Below are 16484 nucleotides of genomic sequence, written 5' to 3' on the forward strand. Positions count from 1 at the left end.
TCACTCACCTGTCCCGGTAGACGTCGCCCGGGATACCGGCACTCCCGGCGCGCCGGGTGCGTCGGAGGAGGTCTCGGGCTGTGCACCGGATGGTGTTTCCGATGCGGGTGAGGGCGTCGCGGATGTGGTCGGGCATGGGGTGGTCTCCTTGTCTGGGATGGGCTGTGCGTCGGTGTCAGGGACGTCCAGGTCCTCGTGTGCGTCCGTGGGGGTGTCGTGCTGGTTCTCGAGGGTCCACAGGCGGGTGTTCACTTCCCTGTGCCACTGGGTGCATGTGGAGCGGCGGTTGCCGGCCTCGCGGGCGATCTGGGTTTCCAGCGTCTCGACGTCTCGCTCGACGTCCCAGCGGAGGCGGTCGTTGTCGTGTTTGAGGTCGTCGATGCGGGTGGAGAGCCACGACTGTCGGATGATGCTGGTGAAGTAGCCGCAGATCAGAGCGATCAGGACGAAGTCGGTTCCGTTCATGGCTCGTCCTGGAGTTTGTCGAGGACTCGGAGGATGTCAGAGGTGTTGAGATCGCGGATGACGACAGTGTGTCCGCGGCGGTTTGCGCGGCCAATGAGCCGTCGGGCATGGCGTCGTCTCCAGGTGACTCGGACATTCGTGAAGGCGCGGACGGTGGGATCCTGGTCGTCGGTCCAGTCGAAGCGGGTGGTCTCGATTATGAGTAGGCGGCTCATGGTGTCCTCTCGGGGTAGTGTATCGAACGTGTATTCGATGGATGATCGTGTGGTGTGGGCGGAGACCCACCCGGATGCGTGCCCGGCGGGGCACTCGTGGGCGGAGCAGGGCGCCTGCCGGCCGATGCGCACCGGCGGCGAGGGCCGCCGGAGCCGCCGGGTCTGGGAGTGCGGTCAGTGCGACGGCACGGTCGAGGATGACGGGGTGTCGTGGCCGACGGTGCCGGTGCGGGTCCGGGACCTCGACCGCACTCCCCTGGCTCGGCCTCAGCAGCGGCGGTGATCACGGGGGATGTGCCAGCCCACCAGCCAGCGGGCGGCGCGGATACGCCACGGCAGGCGGTGGACGGGCTGCGGGCGGAATCGGCTCATGTGCAGATCGTTTCCAAGAGCTCGCGGATCCACTCACACAGCGGGGACCAGTCGATCGCGCCGGTGATGCGGCCGACGCCGTCCGGGACGCTGGTGTCGGGCAGGTCGCTCATGAGTGCTCCAGAAGGGCGTCGAGGTCGTGTTTCGACCGGATGGGTGGGGTGTGTTCGGCCGCACGGTGCGGCAGGCACAAGTCGGTGCCGGCGTGTCGGGTTCGGTGCCCCTTGGTGCCGGGGCCGCGGTCACAGCCGGGGACCGGGCAATGCGCGGTGCGGAATCGGTGGGTCATGCCTGTGCACTCCCCCGCACGGTGAGTTGTTCCCGGGCTCGCTGGCTGTCCGTGGCGACGGTGAGGTTGTCGGTGATCAGCGTGAGCGTGACGAAGGTCAGCCCGTGCTCGTAGTCCTGCAGGACGCTGACGCTGTCTTTCTCGACGAGCAGGGGCTTGCCGTCGACGGTGATGCCGTCGTCGTCGATGACGACCGGGTCGTGCAGGTTGTCGTGGGTGTTCACTGGTCCTCCTGGGAGTTGGTGTTGCGTGCGAAGTGCTGTGCCTGGGCGGCGGAGAGAGCCTCTGCCGGCAGCGTCAGGATCTGCAGGAGTCGGTCGCGTGCCTGCTCCTTGGTGGGGTTGTCGGCGCAGTCGATGGCGCCGACCTCCTCCTGGGCGATCTCACCCAGTGCTTCGGCGAGGATGACCAGGGCGGACATCTTGCTGCAGTCGATGGACTCGACCTTGGCGGCGAAGTGATCGCCTCCGACGAGCTGGGTGAAGGCGTCGGTCTTGCGGTAGGCCTTGAGCACCAGGACCGGTTCGGTGGAGAGTGTGGAGGGGTCGGGCTCGCCGGTGTTCATGCCTTGACCTTCCCGTCGATGTCGCAGGTGAGGCAGCGCCAGTGCCACGTCTCGACGCCGTTGGTGTCGTAGGTGGCGTGCCCGGTGGTGTACCGGCCGCAGCCGGGGCAGTTCTTCTGGTGGTGGTGGTTGCTCACGGGTGTCTCGCTTTCTCGAGGGCGTAGTCCACGGCCTCGCGGTAGGTGTCGAACAGATCGCCGTCGCAGTGGTCGTCGTCGGGGACGGACCACCAGAGGCCGGAGTATTCGCCTCGGAAGACGAGCCATCCGGCGGGGACGCCGAGTATGATGTTCAGGAAGTTCTTCGGGGGGTCGGCCGGGTGCAGCGTGATGGTCGTCTCGTAGGTGTCGGCGACGTCGATCGTCGGGGCGTCGCGCCATAGCTTCGAGGGGTCGGGTACGTCGGGCTCGACGGGGACGCCGTCGGGGTCCAGGCGCCCGAGCTGGCGGAAGTCGCTGCGGTCGGCGCTGCCGGCCGGGGCCACGAAGACATCGCCGAGGACCGGCCCGAGTCGTCGTCCGTCGTCGTAGACCGTGCGGGCGGTGGCGTGCCGGAGGGCGTCGTGGGCGCCGAGAACGGCGTCGGTCAGTCCAGGGCGCAGGTGAGGGGTCACAGGTCCACTCCCCTCTCGTCGCTGATGACCAGCCAGAGAGCGGCCGGCCCCTGTGTGTCCTTCGGGTGGATCCGCGGCATGAGCTTGGTCATGTACTCGCTGGTGTCGTCGGCGACGACCCCTGCATCGACCAGGCCGTCCCAGAGCGGTTTCGCCGTGGCGAGCAGGTTGTCCTCGTCGCGGCGGCGGCCGTCCGGTGCGACGTAGTGCAGCCGGGTGGTGATGTGCTCCAGGCCCTGCGGGATCCCCATGGAGCGGGCCCGCTGGTGGGCCTCAGCGCGCAGACCGTAGCGGTGCGGTTGTGCCTTCGCCCAGTGTCCGCGGTCGTTGAGCGACAGCGGGGGTTTGTCGTAGGACAGCGGCATCGTCCAGGTCGTCATGCTGACCACCGCTTCGCCAGGTGCCGGCGGGCCACGACCTGGGCGTAGAGCATGGCGTCGGAGTAATTGCCCATCGCTGCGCACATGACCTCCTTCCCCGGTTCGTACACCGTCCAGGCCAGGCGGTATTCATCCGAGGGCTTCCCGAACATGCCGGTGAACCTGGCGTGCACGGGCACCTGGATGACTTCCCTGCGCACTCGGGACTTCTTGCTGGGCGGTTTGTCCTGGAAGAACATGTCTCCGAAGGTCATGCGCTACCTCTCATCGGCTCGTTGGGGTCATGGTCGATCGCCGGCATCAAGTGCTTGCCGTCGAAGCGCACGGTTCGGTTCTCACGGCGTCTGCGCCACGCCTGTAGCGCCGGAGACGGCCCGGCGGGCTCGTCTGCAGGGTCGTGGTCGGATTCGGTCTCTGAGGCGGCGAGAGCGGCGCTCACGGCCTCGGCGAGTGCGTGCTCGTCGTGTGGGCAGCGCATCAGACCGGCATCGGACGTCGCCATGCCGTTGTCGTCGCACAGGGCGCAGGCGTCACGCTCGGCACGACGACGCTCCTCGGCTTCGGCGGCGCGGCGGCGGTTGTCGTCCCGGACTGCCTCGGCGGTGTGCCGGGTGGTCGCACAGCCTCGGCACGGCGGCGGGGTGTCGACTCCGGCGTGGGCCGCGCAGCGGGCCCGCCTCGGGTCAGCGATCCACTCGGCGGGGATGTCGGGGGGTGGGGTCGATTCGCTCGCGGGCGCTCCAGACCGTAACGATCCCTCCCCCGTCTTCCCCTCCCCTTCTCTGGATGGTTCTAGGGATGGTTCTAGGGATGGTTCTAGGGATGGTTTGTCGGAAACCCCCTTCCGGCCTGACTGCTCAGATTTTCCGGTCTGGATGTCAGAATCTTCCGGTCTGGATGCTGAGTTCTTCCGCCCTGGTGCAAAACTTTCCGCCCTGGATTTCGTCGCCAGGGAGGAAGGTTTTGCAGGCTCTTCGTCGGCTCTACAGACGGTCAGATCGATGTCCCAGACGACAGGTCGGTATCGCGGATCGAGGTGCCCGACGATGCGCTGGTCGCCTCGGCGGATGACTCCGCGGCTCTCCATGCTCTGCAGGTGTGTCCGGACGGTCCGGGTCGAGCACCGGGCCCGGTACGCGATCCAGGCTTGGGATGGCCAGGCGCACGTGCCGTCGTCGTGGGCGCGGTCGGCCAAGGCGTAGAGCACGGCGAGTTCGCCGTGGTTCTTCACGTCGGCGTTCTCCATGACCCAGGTCGTGACCTTGAGGCTCATGTCGAGGTACCTCCTTTCGTGAGTGTCGTGAGGATGGTGGATATCGCGGTAGCGGACGTCCTGGTGAGGACCAGGGGCCGGCCGCGCTGGCAGGTGGGGCATCCGAACCAGGCGGCGACGTCACGCGGGGTGAACTCGCGCTGGTGCCGGTGCGGGTGCCGTCGCCCGTCATGGACGGGGCGGGAGATTATGCGCGCCATGTCTCAAAAAGGCGGGTCTTCGCCGCCGTCGAAGCCGCTCCCCTGCGGTGGTGCGGAGTTCCACGGGTCGTCGTCCGGGGCGTTCTGATTGCCGAAACCGCCCTGCTGACCACCCGGCGCGCCGTTGTTCTGGTTGTTTCGGTGGTTGCTGGCCTGATTGCTCTGGTTGTGGCCCTGACCTGCGAAGTTGTTATTTCGGGGGTTCTTTTCGGTGAGGCAGGTGGCATATCGGAGTGAGGGGCCGACCTCGTCGACCTGGACCTCGAAGACGGTGCGTTTCTCGCCTTCGCGGGTGTCGTAGGAGCGCTGGCGCAGTCGGCCGGTGACGATGACGCGGTCTCCCTTGGTGAGGGAGTTGGCGACGTTCTCGGCGGCGGCGCGCCAGATGTTGCAGGCGAGGAAGAGTGCTTCGCCGTCGACCCACTGGTTGGTGTGGGAGTCGAACCGGCGCGGCGTGGAGGCGACGCGGAAGTTCGCCACGGCGGCGCCGGACGGGGTGTAGCGCAACTCCGGGTCGTCGACGAGGTTGCCGACGAGGGTGATGGGTGTGTCTCCCTGTGCCATGTCAGACCCCCTCGCGCAGGAGGATGGTGGCGAGGTTGCCGTCGATGCGCTCGGCGAGGGCGTCCAGCTCGACGCCGGGGTCGTAGTGCTCGTCGGAGGTGGTGCGGGTCTCCTGGACGATGTCCCAGAGGTGCGCGCAGGTGGTGACGATCAGCTCCCAAGCGTCATTGCTCCAGGCGACCCGGGAGATCTCCGGGACTCCCCAGCGGCTGGCCGGTGTGCGGACGACCCAGCCGAGCGGGGACCCGATGACACCCATCTGGGTCAGCACCTGGGCGGCGTCGGCGACCGGGATGCCGGGCCCGTCGGCGGCGGGAACGAGGAGCCCCAGGAGCGGGCCGGTCTTGGCCTCGACGATGTGGCAGGCGCGGGGGTCGTCGGAGAATACGCGGTTGTCGGGCCCGTGGGGTCTCGGCGCCCGCGGGCGGAACACCGCGTCCGGGGTGACGACGTGCGGGAAATGCAGCGACTCGAGCTGCGGGTTTCGGTAGCACGACTGCTCCTCGAAGTAGCCGTCATCGTGCCCGGTCTTCCCCGCCCAGTACTCGACAAGGGCGCCCTCAGCGGCGTGTCCCCACCGGAACCGGCTGGCGGCTTCCCCGGCGGGCCTCGGGGAGTCGCGCGGGTCGATCAGGTGGTCGTAGACGTCGTGGAGGGTGCGCCCGTGCGGGTCGACGCCCATGATCGCGGGGATCTTGCTGGCGGAGATGTAGGAGTCGTGCTCGGCGGTGCCCGGCCGGGGCGGGCACCTGAGCAGCTCGGAGGTGCGTGTGGGGGCGGTCATGTTCTTCTCCTGAAGTTCGTGAGGATCGTCCGGCCGGTCGGGGTCGGTGCCCAGCCGGACGAGTGCGGTGCGCCGGACCACCGGATCAGCCCGGCGGCGGCGAGGACCTTCGCCCCATCGGAGGCGGTGCGGTCCTGGGCGGTGATGGAGGTGATGCCGTCGGCGAGGTGGGTGAGGTACTCGCGGTACTGGTCGGAGTCGTCGCTCACCCCATGTGCTCCCGGTTTGCCGCCCACTGGGTCTCGATGTGACTGGCGACCCGGTGCCCGAGCTCGGTCGGACGGCCACGGGAATCCACGAGACCGCGCGCCTGCAACCCGATCGCCGTCGACCCCCTCGCACGAGTGCCGTGGTCGGCGTTGACGAGAGCCTGCTGGGCCGTCGGCGACGGCGGGACGAATTCTGCGTAGTTCGGCGTGGTGCTCATACGATTCCCTTCATCTTCGGCCAGTGCTTGTGCCTGGCCTTGGGGTTGTCGAGGACGTGCTGCGCGATGGCGGCGTGCTCCGGACAGAAACAGAACCCCCGCCCCGGGCTCAGGTGATGCCCCGGCTCGTGACAGCCGAAGTACGCACACGTGCCGTCGGAGGTGCTGATGTACTCGGCGCGCCGGGTGAGTGCCTGCCGGACGGTGCCGCGGAGGCGGTCGGCCTCGCTCATGGCCTCGTCCCAGGTGTTCTGGTTGGTCGCTCCCCAGGGGCTGACGACCTGCCACTGGCCTGTGATGCGGTTGCGCTTGACGTTGACGTAGCCGCTCATGCGACGGCCCCGGCGCGTGGTGCGGTGTAGAGCTGGCGGCCGGTGGTGACGTCGACGTAGCCGACGAGTCCGAGGGCGACGACGAGGGTGTCGAGTTTCGCGACGGTGATGCGTCGGCGCTTGCCGGTGGCGAGGTTGCGGAGGGTGTCTGGGTCGATGCGGAGGATGGCTCCGAGCTCGCTCCAGGTGGCGTGTCCAATGTCGTGGCGTCGGGCGAGCAGGCTGTCCATGCGGGAGCGGATCTCGTCGACGACGATGGGCGGGGCGGGCACGGCGGGGTTGTCTCGGGTGGGGATGCTCATGGGCGGTCGACCAGCCCGACGATGATGACGGCGGCCAGGGCGGCGACGCCGGTGATGCCGACCCAGCCCCAGGCCTGCCACGCCTGGGCGATGATCAGTCCGGCGAATCCCCCGCCGAGGATGGCGGCGACGATCCAGGCGATGTGTGCCTCGATGTAGCGGCCGAGGGGTTCGTGGACCCGGTCGCCGTCGCCGCGGCGGACGATGGCGTCGAGGAGGTCGTTATGCGGTCGCATGCGACACCTCCGTGACTCGCACCTTTTCCCCCGGCTCGTACAGGACCGTGCTCGCGCGAAGGTCGGCGCGGACGTAGGTGCGACCGTGGTATTCCAGGGCCGGCGGGGTCGGCATGATGTCCTCCCCGCGGTTGAGCTTGGCGATCAGGTCGGCGAGGTCGACGCGCAGGGCGGCGGCCCAGAGTGCGATCGCGTTGAAGCGGGCCTTCGAGGCGTCGGCCTCCATCTCGGACAGGGACGAGCTCGAGCACATCGCTTCGGTGGCGACGATGCTCTGGGACAGTCCCTTCTGCTTGCGGATGTAGGCGAGGTACTGCCCGATCTTCTGTGCGTGGTTCATGCTGCTGCCTCCGGCTGCTCGGCGGTGCGGGTGGCGGCCTCGTCGCGTTCGTTGAGGAGTTCGGTGGCCTCTGCGCGGGTGATTCCGCAGGCGGTGAGGACCTTGTTTGTCTGTACGCGGGGTTTGCGGCCGTCCTTGCGTCCTCCGAAGTCGTCGCGGCCTTCGCGGATCTGTTGGTATAGCGTGGACTCCGGGATGGTCAGCAGGTAGGCGGCGTCGGGGACCGACATCATGGCGGTTATCGTGGTAGCCACAGCCTCTGCTCCTTTCGTGGGTGGTGGGGGTTGGTGGCACCGCCGACGCGAACACGGTCCTGGCAGACTGCGTCGGCGGTGCTGGTTTGTACGGGGACGGGGCGCAGCGGTCTCCTCTCGGGAAAACTTCCGGTCCTGGGGCGCACAGCCGGGGTGATGGATCGACACCCCTTCGTTGGCTACGGCGACGACTCTGCGTGGCAGGTGTCAGACGCTTTCGACGTAGGAGCAATGCTGGACCCCTGGCGTTAGTACGCCCCGTCCCCTGTGCCCTACCCCGGTCATGAGCCGGTCCCCGGACTACTCCGGGCAGTAGGGCGAAAGGTTGGGTCTTACTTGCACTATTGAGTTCTCAAACAGCGAGGACACGTGTGGTCCTGGTACCCGGTGAGGGATCTGCACCCTCCCGGCGGATTGCTGAGTCCGTCGGGCACTGCGCTTCCGGGTGTGCCCCTGCCCGCTTCCCCACGGACAGGGACGAGGGGTCAGACGGCGATGGAGTCTGGTGCGGCCTCTTCGAGCCACGGGCCCAGGGCCGTGTCGTGGCCCATGAGGTCCGCGATGTGCAGCCGCATCGGGTCACCGACGAGTGCGCCGTGCCGCAGGGCCCCGAGGTCCTCGGTGCTGATCCACAGCGCGGCGGCCAGCTGCCGCTCGGTGCGCAGATTCCGGGCCCGGGCGATGTCGTCGAGGGCTCCGTCGCGGAACCGGTAGAGGTGCTGATCCATGTCTCCCCCTTTCCGTGGCATAGGAGTCCTGGTGCAGGTCGGTGGCGTTTTGCCTCCGCTGGTTGAACAATGCCATGCGTTGGTGGCAGATGTCAACCTCGTAATCACAACATGGGGATTCGATGGCACGTATTGCCTAGTCATGGCATATATGGCAAAATGCAACTCATGGATTACAGAGCATGGATCGCGTCCCTTCCCGGCGCGCCGACGCAGACCGAGGCGGCCGAGGCGGCGTCTGTCGACAAGAGCACGCTGTCCCGTCAACTGAAGCGGGGTGCGCTGTCCATGGAGGTCGTCTCCGCCCTGGCTCGCGCGCACGGGGTGAAGCCTGCGGACGCACTCGTGCAGACCGGGCACCTGGACGCCGAGGACGTCGAGGGCGTCGGTGTCGTTGAAGCGCTGAAGTATGCGACGAATCGGCAGCTGTTCGACGAGATCGAGCGTCGTAGCGACATGGAGTCGACGACCCTGTTCGGCAAGGGGCCCGGGGTGATCAATCCCCGCCCGGCGCTCGGCGTCGTCCCGCCGGCCTCAGATACCCCCGACGGTGTTTCCGGTGAGCAGGATAAACCTGAGAACGACACCCCCAGTGTCCATAGTGACCGGCATGATCTAGATGAGGTGCTCCGTAAGGCGAATCAGCTGAAGGGAGCAGCTCAACGCCGAACCCCACGAATCGAGGAGCCTGAAAACCCCTAACTCATGAAGAAGTTGAAGGCCAAGGCCAAGGAGCTCGGAGTGACGATCTACGAGACCAACGAGCTCCGCGGCGACCTGAACGCGATCTACATGCACGATGACCGGGTCATCCTCCTGCGAGACGACCTCGACCCCTACACGAAGCGATCCGCCCTGGCGCACGAGCTCGGGCACGCGAAGTACGGGGACGAGCACTCGGATGATCCGCGCCTGGAACGACGCGCAGACCTCTGGGCCGCACAGCTCGTCATCAGCGAGCCGGCCTACAAGGAAGCCGAGCAAGACTACGGGCCCCACCCCGGCGCGCTGGCGTGGGCCCTCGGCGTCACCCGCGACGTCGTCGAAACCTGGCGCACACTGACACTCAAGAGAAGAGAATCCTGATGAAGCTACGACGCAGCGCCGCAGCTATCGCGGCCGTCGCCACGCTCGCGCTCGCATCCTGCAGCAGCGACAGCGACGACACGGCGGGGACGACTCCCCCAGCCACCGAGACCACCCAGGCCAACGACGCCGACGAGCTCCACGCCCTGGGCGACACCGTCACCATCGGAGACACCCTGACGATCTCCGATGCAGAAGTCATCACCGACGGGTGCGAGTTCAGCGACACCCCCACCCGCGACGCGGTGAAGTTCCAGATCCTCGCCACCGTCGAGAACAACACCGGACAGGACATCGTCCAGGCCCTGTGGCCCTCCGACATCCGATTCACCGACCCCGACGGGCTGAGCGTGATCCCGAGGGACATCGCGGCCGGCGAACCGCCATGCTCCAACGAGCACCCCACCGGATTCGTCGACCTCGCCGACGGCGAGACCCGGCGCGCAGCCGTGACTCTGGAGGCACCCGCTGGCGCGACGGAGATGGTCTACTCCACGGACATGATCGACGGCGCCGAGCCAGTCCGCTGGGACGTCTCCGAAGTGATCGAGGACCTGGAGGTAACCCCGTCCACCCCGGAGACCCCGGCGCCGGATGCCGCAGAGGAGCCTGCAGCCGCCGAGCCCCTGGCGCGCGACTACCGCTGCCCGCAGACCGATAACTACGTCACCGACCCGTCAGAGTGCGAGACCCCCATAGCCGTCACGGACATCGCGCCGGACCCCGCCACGATCCCCTTCGCTGACGGCGGAACCTGCCCCGCCTACAAGTGCGGCTACGGCCACGACGAGAACGGCAACCCCAACCCCTCCAGTGGTGAGATCCAGGGCTGGTGGATGGACTGCATCGCGACGAACGACGAGGCCTACTGCCGCGAGAACGACCCCTACACCTAGACCACGAGAAAAGGCCCCCACCGCCGGGCAATGGCGGTGGGGGCCGGAGTGTCCAACACGTATACGCACGTCAGACAGGAGAATTCTAGCATGAGTGTTCAGCGACGCCCGCCGACAGGAGTGAAGCTCAAGAAGGGACAGCGTCCCAAGTGGGTGGTTCGATACCGTCCCTATCCCGGGGCGAAGGAACGGAGCAAGACTTTCACCTACGACGAGTACGACCAGCCGGAGAAAGCGGCGAAAGATTTCGACGCGGATCAGCGCTCCAAGATCGCGCGGGGTGTCTGGGTCGATCCTGCTGATAAGCGGGTCACTGTCGGCGAGCTCACGCTCGAGTGGGTGGATATGGCGCGCACCGACGGGACCAAGAAGGTGCGGACGACGTTCTACAAGAATCTCGGCGACTTGTGTGACATGCCGATCGGCGCCGTGCGAACCTCGCACGTGAAGGAGTGGTTCCGGCAGATCCGCACCGGCAGGCCGTGGGCGAACGGCAGGCCCCTGGCGGACTCCACCGCGAGGCTTGCCCTGGGGCACCTTAAGGGGCTCTTCGCCCGGGCCGAGGAGGACAGGATGATCGAGCGGTCCCCCATCCCCTCGTCGCTCAAGAAGACCGAGATGCCCGACCCCAGGGTTGAGCCCCGGGCGGTCCCCAGCCCCGAGCTGGTCCGTCGGATGTGTGCCGCAGCCGAAGCCGGCGGCACGTTCAAGAAGCCGATCTACGACCAGAAGTCACTCCGCCCCTCCCCGTGGCTGGCGATGACCATACGCCTGGGCGCGGACACCGGCCTCCGGGTCGGGGAGATCTCCGGCCTTCGATGGCGGGACGTGGACCTGGACGCCAAGATGCTGACCGTCGTCGAGCAGCGGACGGTGAACGCGCAGACGCCCGTCGGGCTGAAGACGAAGCGGTCCTACCGACAGGTCCCGCTGTCGACCCTGATGGCGCGCGAACTCGCCAACTGGAAGGCCGACATCGCCCCTCTCCCCGAGGATCCTGTCGTTCCCGGCGCGAAGGGTGGCGGCACGTCTACTGCTTCCCTGACGCGGTACATGCGGCTCGTGGCACGGCTCCTGGACGTTCCTTCGTCGCAGACCCGGTTCCATGGTCTCCGACATCTGTACGCGTCGAGCATGCTGGCGGCCGGAGAGCCGGTGACGACGGTCGCCGCCTTCATCGGCGACTCGGTGCAAACGACGAACCAGACCTACGCTCACTTCCTGCCAAGTGCAGGTGCCGCTGCCCGGGCGTCGCTGAATGCTCTTGCGGGAGCATTGCGGGATGACGCCCCCGCACTGCGGGTGGTGGAGGGCTCCTGACGCTGGTCAAGCGCGGTCAGGCGCCTATCAGTAGCGGTTTGTTGTAGAACCCGCTCAGCGCCAGGACGGACCGGTACATGCCGGGGTGTTTCGACGCCAGGTTCACCGCCGAGTACGCCCCCATGCTCAGCCCCACCACACCGGTGCGTCCCCGTCCCCCGTCCGGCACACCGAACTCGGACTCGAGGTAGTCCGGCAGTTCCGTGGTGAGGAAGGTCTCGTACTTCAGAACAGCGCCGTCGGGCGTGGCGGAGTCCCAGTCGACCCAGAAGGACCGTGGTTCGGCAGCCGGGAAGACGACGGTCGCGTCGTCCGCGGCGACATGGTCCAGCGCGCGGGCACTCCACCCGTCGCCGCCGTCGATGCCGTCGAGGAACTGCACGACCTTGTCGGTCCCCGGGGTGAGCGCCGGCTTGACCACCACGGGAACCTCCTTCTGCATGGCCTCCGACCAGACCTGACACGTCACCGAGACCCCGGTGTGGTGGCGGCAGGAGCCGGGGGTGTCGGCCGCGGCACCGGGCACACCGGCGAGCAGCGCCGCCGCAGCGGCGGCAGTGACAGCGGACAGGACTGTTCGGGTGATCCCCCCCAGGTGACGACGTCATAACGGAAAGATACATCGACACCCCCTCCGGTATGTGGCTTTCGACACATCGGACGGCGCCGCGTACCCTGACACCGCCCGACACAACCCGACATCACGCGACGGGGCACCGGACCGGTCCCCGGCAGCACCAGGAGGACGACGTGCCCGCCAGAGGCAGAAGAATCACGGCACCGAGGCTCACCGCGGTGCGCCTGCCTGAACTCACCGACGCCACGGAGGACGACCTCCACGGCACCGACCACTACGAGGCCCTGCGCTTCACCGGCACCGACCTCGGCGAACGGGACCTGACCGGTGCCGACTTCGTCGACTGCGAGTTCCGGGACGTCCAGGCCGGCGAGGCCCGGCTCCGGGCGACACGGTTCAGTGAGAGCCGGTTCGAGCGGTTGACCGCACCGTCACTGTCAGCCGCGCGGAGCGGCTGGAGCGACGTGCACCTCACCGACTCACGCCTGGGTGCGGCTGAGCTCTGCGACGCCGACCTGCGCGCCGTGCAGGTCCGCGACAGCAGACTGATGTTCGTCAACCTGCGCTCTGCCCGGTTACGGGACGTGAGCTTCTCCGGGTGCACGATCGACGAACTGGACCTCACCGACGCCAGGGCCGACCGCGTCGCCTTCGACAACTGCACCGTGCAGACGCTGCGCCTCGACCACGCTGTACTGGGCGACGTCGACCTCCGCGGACTGGAACTTGCCGGGGTCAGCGGTGTGGAGACGATGCGCGGTGCCGCCATCTCGACGACCCAGGCCGTCGACCTCGCCCCTCTCTTCGCCAGGCACCTCGGCGTGACGGTCGTGGACTGACGGTCCACAGGAAAAAGACCCTGCCCTGCAGGGACCGCCCCTTGAGGGGCGGTGTGCAGGCCAGGGCCTGTTCCTTGTGCCCGTGAGGGCCGGAAGCCTAGCGCTTCTCCTTGATCTTCGCTGCCTTGCCGCGCAGGTCGCGCAGGTAGTACAGCTTCGCACGACGGACCTTACCGCGGGTCAGGACGTCGATGTGATCGATGTTCGGGGAGTGGACCGGGAAGGTACGCTCCACGCCGACGCCGAAGGAAACCTTGCGGATCGTGAAGGTCTCACGGATACCGGAGTTCTGACGACGGATGACGACGCCACGGAACACCTGGACACGGCTCTTGGTGCCCTCGATGACCTTGACGTGGACGTCCAGGGTGTCGCCGGGACGGAAGTCGGGGATGTCGCTGCGCAGCTGTGCGGCGTCGACCTTGTCGAGATAGTGCATGTTAGTTTCCTTGCTGTGTCTTCGATCGGACAGAGGACCCACGACCTGCTCAGACGAGCGGTGCGCGTTCATGCCCACACCATTGAATTTTGGCGTCCACCCCCACCCCGGGACCGGGGAAGGGTTTACGCAACCCGCTCATTATGCCAGCTCGGACGATCAGCGGCCAAACCCGGCCCGCTTGAGCGCGTCGGCCATCGACCCGGCCGCCCGGTCCGGTGTCCGGCCACCGTCGTCGCGGCCACGTCTGCCCCGTCCTGCCGGGGAACCCTTCCCGTCCCCCTTCGGTGCGGGTCGACGCTTACCACCACCGGACTTCTTCCGGGCAGGCTCCCCAGGCTCGTCCCGGAGACGCAGACTCAGACCGATACGCTGACGGTCCACGTCAACCTCCATGACCTTCACCTTCACCACCTGGCCCGAACTGACGACATCGTGCGGGTCGGAGACGAAGGAGTCCGACATCGCCGAGACGTGGACCAGACCGTCCTGGTGCACACCCAGGTCGACGAAGGCGCCGAATGCGGCGACGTTGGTCACCGTGCCCTCCAGCACCATTCCGGGAGTCAGGTCAGAGACCTTCTCGACACCGTCGGTCAGAGTGGCGGTACGGAACTCCGGACGGGGGTCACGTCCGGGCTTGTCGAGCTCGGCGATCACGTCGGTCACCGTCGGCAGACCGAAGGTGTCGTCGGCGAAGTCGCGGGGGTTGAGTCGGCCGAGCACCGCGGTGTTCCCGACGAGCTCGGAGACCGGCACCCCGGTGGCCTCGACGATGCGCCGCACCAGCGGGTAGGCCTCGGGGTGGACCGCCGAGGCGTCCAGCGGGTCGGCCGCACCGTGGATCCGCAGGAACCCCGCGCACTGCTGGTAGGCCTTCGGCCCCAGCCGCGCGACGTCCTTGAGTTGACGACGGGTGGAGAAGGCCCCGTTGTCCTCACGGTGCCTGACGATGTTCTCGGCGAGAGTGGCGTTCACCCCGGCCACCCTGCGCAGCAACGGCGCCGAGGCGGTGTTGACGTCCACACCCACAGAGTTCACGGCGTCCTCCACCACGGAGTCCAGACCCGAGGCGAGCAGGGCCTGGTTCACGTCATGCTGGTACTGGCCCACACCGATGGACTTCGGGTCGATCTTCACCAGCTCGGCCAGGGGGTCCTGCAGCCGCCGCGCGATCGACACCGCACCACGCAGGGCCACGTCCATCTCCGGGAACTCCTCGGCGGCGAGCTCCGAGGCCGAGTACACCGACGCACCGGACTCGCTGACCATCACCGGCGTCGGACGGGCACCGGTCGCCGTGGCGACGGTCCCGGCGACCTCCCGGGCGAGCTTCTCGGTCTCCCGGGACGCCGTGCCGTTACCGACGGCCAGCAGTTCCACGTTGTGGCGGGCGCACAGGGTGGCCAGTGACGACGTCGCCGCGTCCCACCGGTTCTGCGGCTTGTGCGGGTACACCACAGCGGTGTCGAGCACCTTGCCGGTCTGGTCGATGACGGCGCACTTCACGCCGTGGGCGTACCCGGGGTCCAGCCCCAGGGTCGCCCGCTGCCCGGCCGGTGCAGCCAGGAGCAGGTCACGCAGATTACGTGAGAACACCTCCACGGCCGCCTCGTCCGCGCGTTCCTTGAGCCGCATACGAACGTCCACCCCCGAGGACACCTGGAGTTTGGTGCGCCACCCGAACCGTGCACACTCCGCGCGGAACCTGTCCGCCGCGTCCCCCCTGGGTTCCAGGCCACGGGCCAGGGCGATCATGCCCTGGTAGATCTCGTCGTCGCCGGCGTCCAGTGTCAGCTGCAGGACGCCCTCGGACTCACCGCGCAGCAGCGCCAGTGTCCGGTGGCTGGGCAGTGCGGTGAACGGTTCGGAGAACTCGAAGTAGTCGCGGTACTTCTGCGCCTCCGGAGTGTTCTCCTTGCCGGCGACCACACCGGCGGTCATCGACCCGGTGGTGTAGAACCTCTCGCGGACCTCCCCGACCAGGTCCGCGTCGGTGGCGATCTCCTCGAGCACGATCGCCCGGGCGCCCGTCAGAACAGCCTTGGGGTCGTCGAAACCCTCGGTGACGAAACCGGCCGCCAGCTCGGCGGGATCGGTGGTGCACTCCCCGAGCAGTTGTTCGACGAGAGGTTCCAGCCCCGCCTCACGGGCGATGGTGGCCTTGGTCCGGCGGGTGGACTTGAACGGCAGGTACAGGTCCTCCAGTCGCGCCTTGGTCTCACAGCCCAGGATCAGGTCGCGGAGGTCGTCGGTGAGCTTTCCCTGCTCGTCGATCGCGGCCAGCACGGTCTCCTTGCGCTCCGCCAGTTCGCGCATGTAGCGCAGGCGGGTCTCCAGGGTCCGCAGCTGCGAGTCGTCGAGCCCTCCGGTGACCTCCTTGCGGTAGCGGGCGATGAAGGGCACCGTGTTCCCCTCGTCCAGCAGTCCGACGGTCGCCCGGACCTGGGACTCGCTGACCCCGAGTTCCCTGGCGAGTGCCGTGATGATCGTTGGGTCGCTGTTTCCTGCGGTGTGTCGGACGCTCATTCCGACGATGGTAGCGCGGTCGACTGCCCGAACCAGAGTCCGGGCGACCCGTCCGGCGCCACCGGCAGGCACCCGGCGATGATCCGGGTGACATCCGTGACGCCGGGGACGCTGCCGGGGACACTGCCGGGGACACTGCCGGGCGCGGTCCCCGTCCAGTCGGCACTGACCGTCAGCCGGTGGACCTGCTCCCCGACCGGCGGCATGTCGAAGCGCTGCTGGTACTCGGCGATGAGCATGTTGTCCGGTTCGCACGACGACTCCACGCTGACCAGCTCCACGGCGACACCTGTGGCACCCCGGCTGTCCAGGGCGGACCTGATCCTCCCGGCGAGGAGGTCGGTGTGGTCGGGACGCACCAGGACGTTCATGTCGGTGAAGGTGGTCCGGGCACGGTGACGGTTGATCATGGTCGCCACGCTACCCGCGCACGGGCCCGGGCCGGTGCACCATGCAGGG

At 67.8% G+C, this 16484-nt stretch carries 28 protein-coding genes; 6 read left to right on the top strand and 22 right to left on the bottom strand.

The window, feature by feature from the left end; all coding sequences use genetic code 11:
• A complete protein-coding gene (locus Q0A34_RS09975) occupies positions 1-465 on the bottom strand; it encodes a hypothetical protein (RefSeq protein WP_291479844.1) in 465 nt (154 codons plus the stop codon).
• 252 nt (positions 466-717) lie between these two features.
• Here Q0A34_RS09975 and Q0A34_RS09980 point away from each other — a divergent pair, with 252 nt between their 5' ends.
• Positions 718-963: a hypothetical protein gene (locus tag Q0A34_RS09980; protein WP_291479845.1), complete on the top strand. Its 246-nt coding sequence runs from the start codon at positions 718-720 to the stop codon at positions 961-963.
• Between the two features lie 374 nt (positions 964-1337).
• Here Q0A34_RS09980 and Q0A34_RS09985 read toward each other — a convergent pair whose 3' ends face one another.
• From Q0A34_RS09985 to Q0A34_RS10065, 17 genes are all read right to left on the bottom strand, one after another.
• Positions 1338-1565: a hypothetical protein gene (locus tag Q0A34_RS09985; RefSeq protein ID WP_291479846.1), complete on the bottom strand. Its 228-nt coding sequence runs from the start codon at positions 1563-1565 to the stop codon at positions 1338-1340.
• Positions 1562-1906 carry a hypothetical protein gene (locus Q0A34_RS09990; protein ID WP_291479847.1) on the bottom strand — a complete coding sequence of 115 codons (345 nt, stop codon included), beginning with the start codon at positions 1904-1906 and terminating at the stop codon, positions 1562-1564. The genes Q0A34_RS09985 and Q0A34_RS09990 overlap by 4 nt, the downstream gene beginning before the upstream one ends.
• Complete coding sequence (locus Q0A34_RS09995; protein WP_291479848.1) at positions 1903-2043, bottom strand: hypothetical protein; 141 nt, start codon at positions 2041-2043, stop codon at positions 1903-1905. Before Q0A34_RS09995 ends, Q0A34_RS09990 begins: the two co-directional genes overlap by 4 nt.
• Entirely contained in the window at positions 2040-2519 is a 480-nt protein-coding gene (locus Q0A34_RS10000; RefSeq protein ID WP_291479849.1) for a hypothetical protein, read from the bottom strand. Before Q0A34_RS10000 ends, Q0A34_RS09995 begins: the two co-directional genes overlap by 4 nt.
• Positions 2516-2899, bottom strand: a complete 384-nt coding sequence (locus Q0A34_RS10005) for a hypothetical protein (protein ID WP_291479850.1) — start codon at positions 2897-2899, stop codon at positions 2516-2518. The genes Q0A34_RS10000 and Q0A34_RS10005 overlap by 4 nt, the downstream gene beginning before the upstream one ends.
• Positions 2896-3153, bottom strand: coding sequence for a hypothetical protein (locus Q0A34_RS10010; RefSeq protein WP_291479851.1), 258 nt, complete (start codon positions 3151-3153; stop codon positions 2896-2898). Before Q0A34_RS10010 ends, Q0A34_RS10005 begins: the two co-directional genes overlap by 4 nt.
• A complete protein-coding gene (locus tag Q0A34_RS10015; protein ID WP_291479852.1) occupies positions 3150-4172 on the bottom strand; it encodes a helix-turn-helix domain-containing protein in 1023 nt (340 codons plus the stop codon). The genes Q0A34_RS10010 and Q0A34_RS10015 overlap by 4 nt, the downstream gene beginning before the upstream one ends.
• Before the next feature lie 203 nt (positions 4173-4375).
• Entirely contained in the window at positions 4376-4936 is a 561-nt protein-coding gene (locus Q0A34_RS10020) for a single-stranded DNA-binding protein (protein ID WP_291479853.1), read from the bottom strand.
• Position 4937: 1 nt separating this feature from the next.
• On the bottom strand, positions 4938-5720 hold the full coding sequence (locus Q0A34_RS10025; protein ID WP_291479854.1) for a hypothetical protein: 783 nt from the start codon (positions 5718-5720) through the stop codon (positions 4938-4940).
• Complete coding sequence (locus tag Q0A34_RS10030) at positions 5717-5929, bottom strand: hypothetical protein (RefSeq protein WP_291479855.1); 213 nt, start codon at positions 5927-5929, stop codon at positions 5717-5719. The genes Q0A34_RS10025 and Q0A34_RS10030 overlap by 4 nt, the downstream gene beginning before the upstream one ends.
• Entirely contained in the window at positions 5926-6147 is a 222-nt protein-coding gene (locus tag Q0A34_RS10035; protein WP_291479856.1) for a hypothetical protein, read from the bottom strand. Before Q0A34_RS10035 ends, Q0A34_RS10030 begins: the two co-directional genes overlap by 4 nt.
• The gene (locus Q0A34_RS10040) at positions 6144-6479 is read right to left on the bottom strand and encodes a hypothetical protein (protein WP_291479857.1); all 336 of its coding nucleotides are present in this window, start codon (positions 6477-6479) and stop codon (positions 6144-6146) included. Before Q0A34_RS10040 ends, Q0A34_RS10035 begins: the two co-directional genes overlap by 4 nt.
• Entirely contained in the window at positions 6476-6781 is a 306-nt protein-coding gene (locus Q0A34_RS10045) for a hypothetical protein (RefSeq protein WP_291479858.1), read from the bottom strand. Before Q0A34_RS10045 ends, Q0A34_RS10040 begins: the two co-directional genes overlap by 4 nt.
• A complete protein-coding gene (locus Q0A34_RS10050; RefSeq protein ID WP_291479859.1) occupies positions 6778-7017 on the bottom strand; it encodes a hypothetical protein in 240 nt (79 codons plus the stop codon). The genes Q0A34_RS10045 and Q0A34_RS10050 overlap by 4 nt, the downstream gene beginning before the upstream one ends.
• Positions 7004-7357 (bottom strand): helix-turn-helix transcriptional regulator, encoded by a 354-nt coding sequence (locus Q0A34_RS10055; protein WP_291479860.1) that lies wholly within the window; start codon positions 7355-7357, stop codon positions 7004-7006. Before Q0A34_RS10055 ends, Q0A34_RS10050 begins: the two co-directional genes overlap by 14 nt.
• The gene (locus Q0A34_RS10060; RefSeq protein ID WP_291479861.1) at positions 7354-7611 is read right to left on the bottom strand and encodes a hypothetical protein; all 258 of its coding nucleotides are present in this window, start codon (positions 7609-7611) and stop codon (positions 7354-7356) included. Before Q0A34_RS10060 ends, Q0A34_RS10055 begins: the two co-directional genes overlap by 4 nt.
• Before the next feature lie 485 nt (positions 7612-8096).
• On the bottom strand, positions 8097-8339 hold the full coding sequence (locus Q0A34_RS10065) for a hypothetical protein (RefSeq protein ID WP_291479862.1): 243 nt from the start codon (positions 8337-8339) through the stop codon (positions 8097-8099).
• 168 nt (positions 8340-8507) lie between these two features.
• Between Q0A34_RS10065 and Q0A34_RS10070 the strand changes: the two genes are divergently transcribed.
• The 4 genes from Q0A34_RS10070 to Q0A34_RS10085 all read left to right on the top strand — a co-directional run bounded on the left by Q0A34_RS10070 (position 8508) and on the right by Q0A34_RS10085 (position 11641).
• Positions 8508-9041, top strand: coding sequence for a helix-turn-helix transcriptional regulator (locus Q0A34_RS10070; protein ID WP_291479863.1), 534 nt, complete (start codon positions 8508-8510; stop codon positions 9039-9041).
• Positions 9042-9044: 3 nt separating this feature from the next.
• Positions 9045-9425, top strand: coding sequence for an ImmA/IrrE family metallo-endopeptidase (locus tag Q0A34_RS10075; protein WP_291479864.1), 381 nt, complete (start codon positions 9045-9047; stop codon positions 9423-9425).
• Complete coding sequence (locus Q0A34_RS10080) at positions 9425-10321, top strand: hypothetical protein (RefSeq protein WP_291479865.1); 897 nt, start codon at positions 9425-9427, stop codon at positions 10319-10321. Before Q0A34_RS10075 ends, Q0A34_RS10080 begins: the two co-directional genes overlap by 1 nt.
• A gap of 90 nt (positions 10322-10411) precedes the next feature.
• The gene (locus tag Q0A34_RS10085) at positions 10412-11641 is read left to right on the top strand and encodes a site-specific integrase (RefSeq protein WP_291479866.1); all 1230 of its coding nucleotides are present in this window, start codon (positions 10412-10414) and stop codon (positions 11639-11641) included.
• 16 nt (positions 11642-11657) lie between these two features.
• On the opposite strand, the gene Q0A34_RS10090 is transcribed toward Q0A34_RS10085, so the two are convergent.
• Positions 11658-12083, bottom strand: coding sequence for an alpha/beta hydrolase-fold protein (locus Q0A34_RS10090; protein ID WP_291479867.1), 426 nt, complete (start codon positions 12081-12083; stop codon positions 11658-11660).
• A 308-nt stretch (positions 12084-12391) separates the two neighbouring features.
• Here Q0A34_RS10090 and Q0A34_RS10095 point away from each other — a divergent pair, with 308 nt between their 5' ends.
• The gene (locus Q0A34_RS10095) at positions 12392-13057 is read left to right on the top strand and encodes a pentapeptide repeat-containing protein (protein WP_291479868.1); all 666 of its coding nucleotides are present in this window, start codon (positions 12392-12394) and stop codon (positions 13055-13057) included.
• Positions 13058-13154: 97 nt separating this feature from the next.
• On the opposite strand, the gene rplS is transcribed toward Q0A34_RS10095, so the two are convergent.
• The 3 genes from rplS to Q0A34_RS10110 form a co-directional block, all read right to left on the bottom strand.
• The gene (gene rplS, locus Q0A34_RS10100) at positions 13155-13496 is read right to left on the bottom strand and encodes a 50S ribosomal protein L19 (protein WP_244805169.1); all 342 of its coding nucleotides are present in this window, start codon (positions 13494-13496) and stop codon (positions 13155-13157) included.
• 159 nt (positions 13497-13655) lie between these two features.
• The gene (locus Q0A34_RS10105) at positions 13656-16025 is read right to left on the bottom strand and encodes a Tex family protein (protein WP_291479869.1); all 2370 of its coding nucleotides are present in this window, start codon (positions 16023-16025) and stop codon (positions 13656-13658) included.
• On the bottom strand, positions 16022-16435 hold the full coding sequence (locus Q0A34_RS10110) for a hypothetical protein (protein WP_291479870.1): 414 nt from the start codon (positions 16433-16435) through the stop codon (positions 16022-16024). The genes Q0A34_RS10105 and Q0A34_RS10110 overlap by 4 nt, the downstream gene beginning before the upstream one ends.
• Between the last annotated feature and the right edge of the window lie 49 nt (positions 16436-16484).

It is taken from the genome of Corynebacterium sp. (assembly GCF_022712195.1).
Classification (GTDB): domain Bacteria; phylum Actinomycetota; class Actinomycetes; order Mycobacteriales; family Mycobacteriaceae; genus Corynebacterium.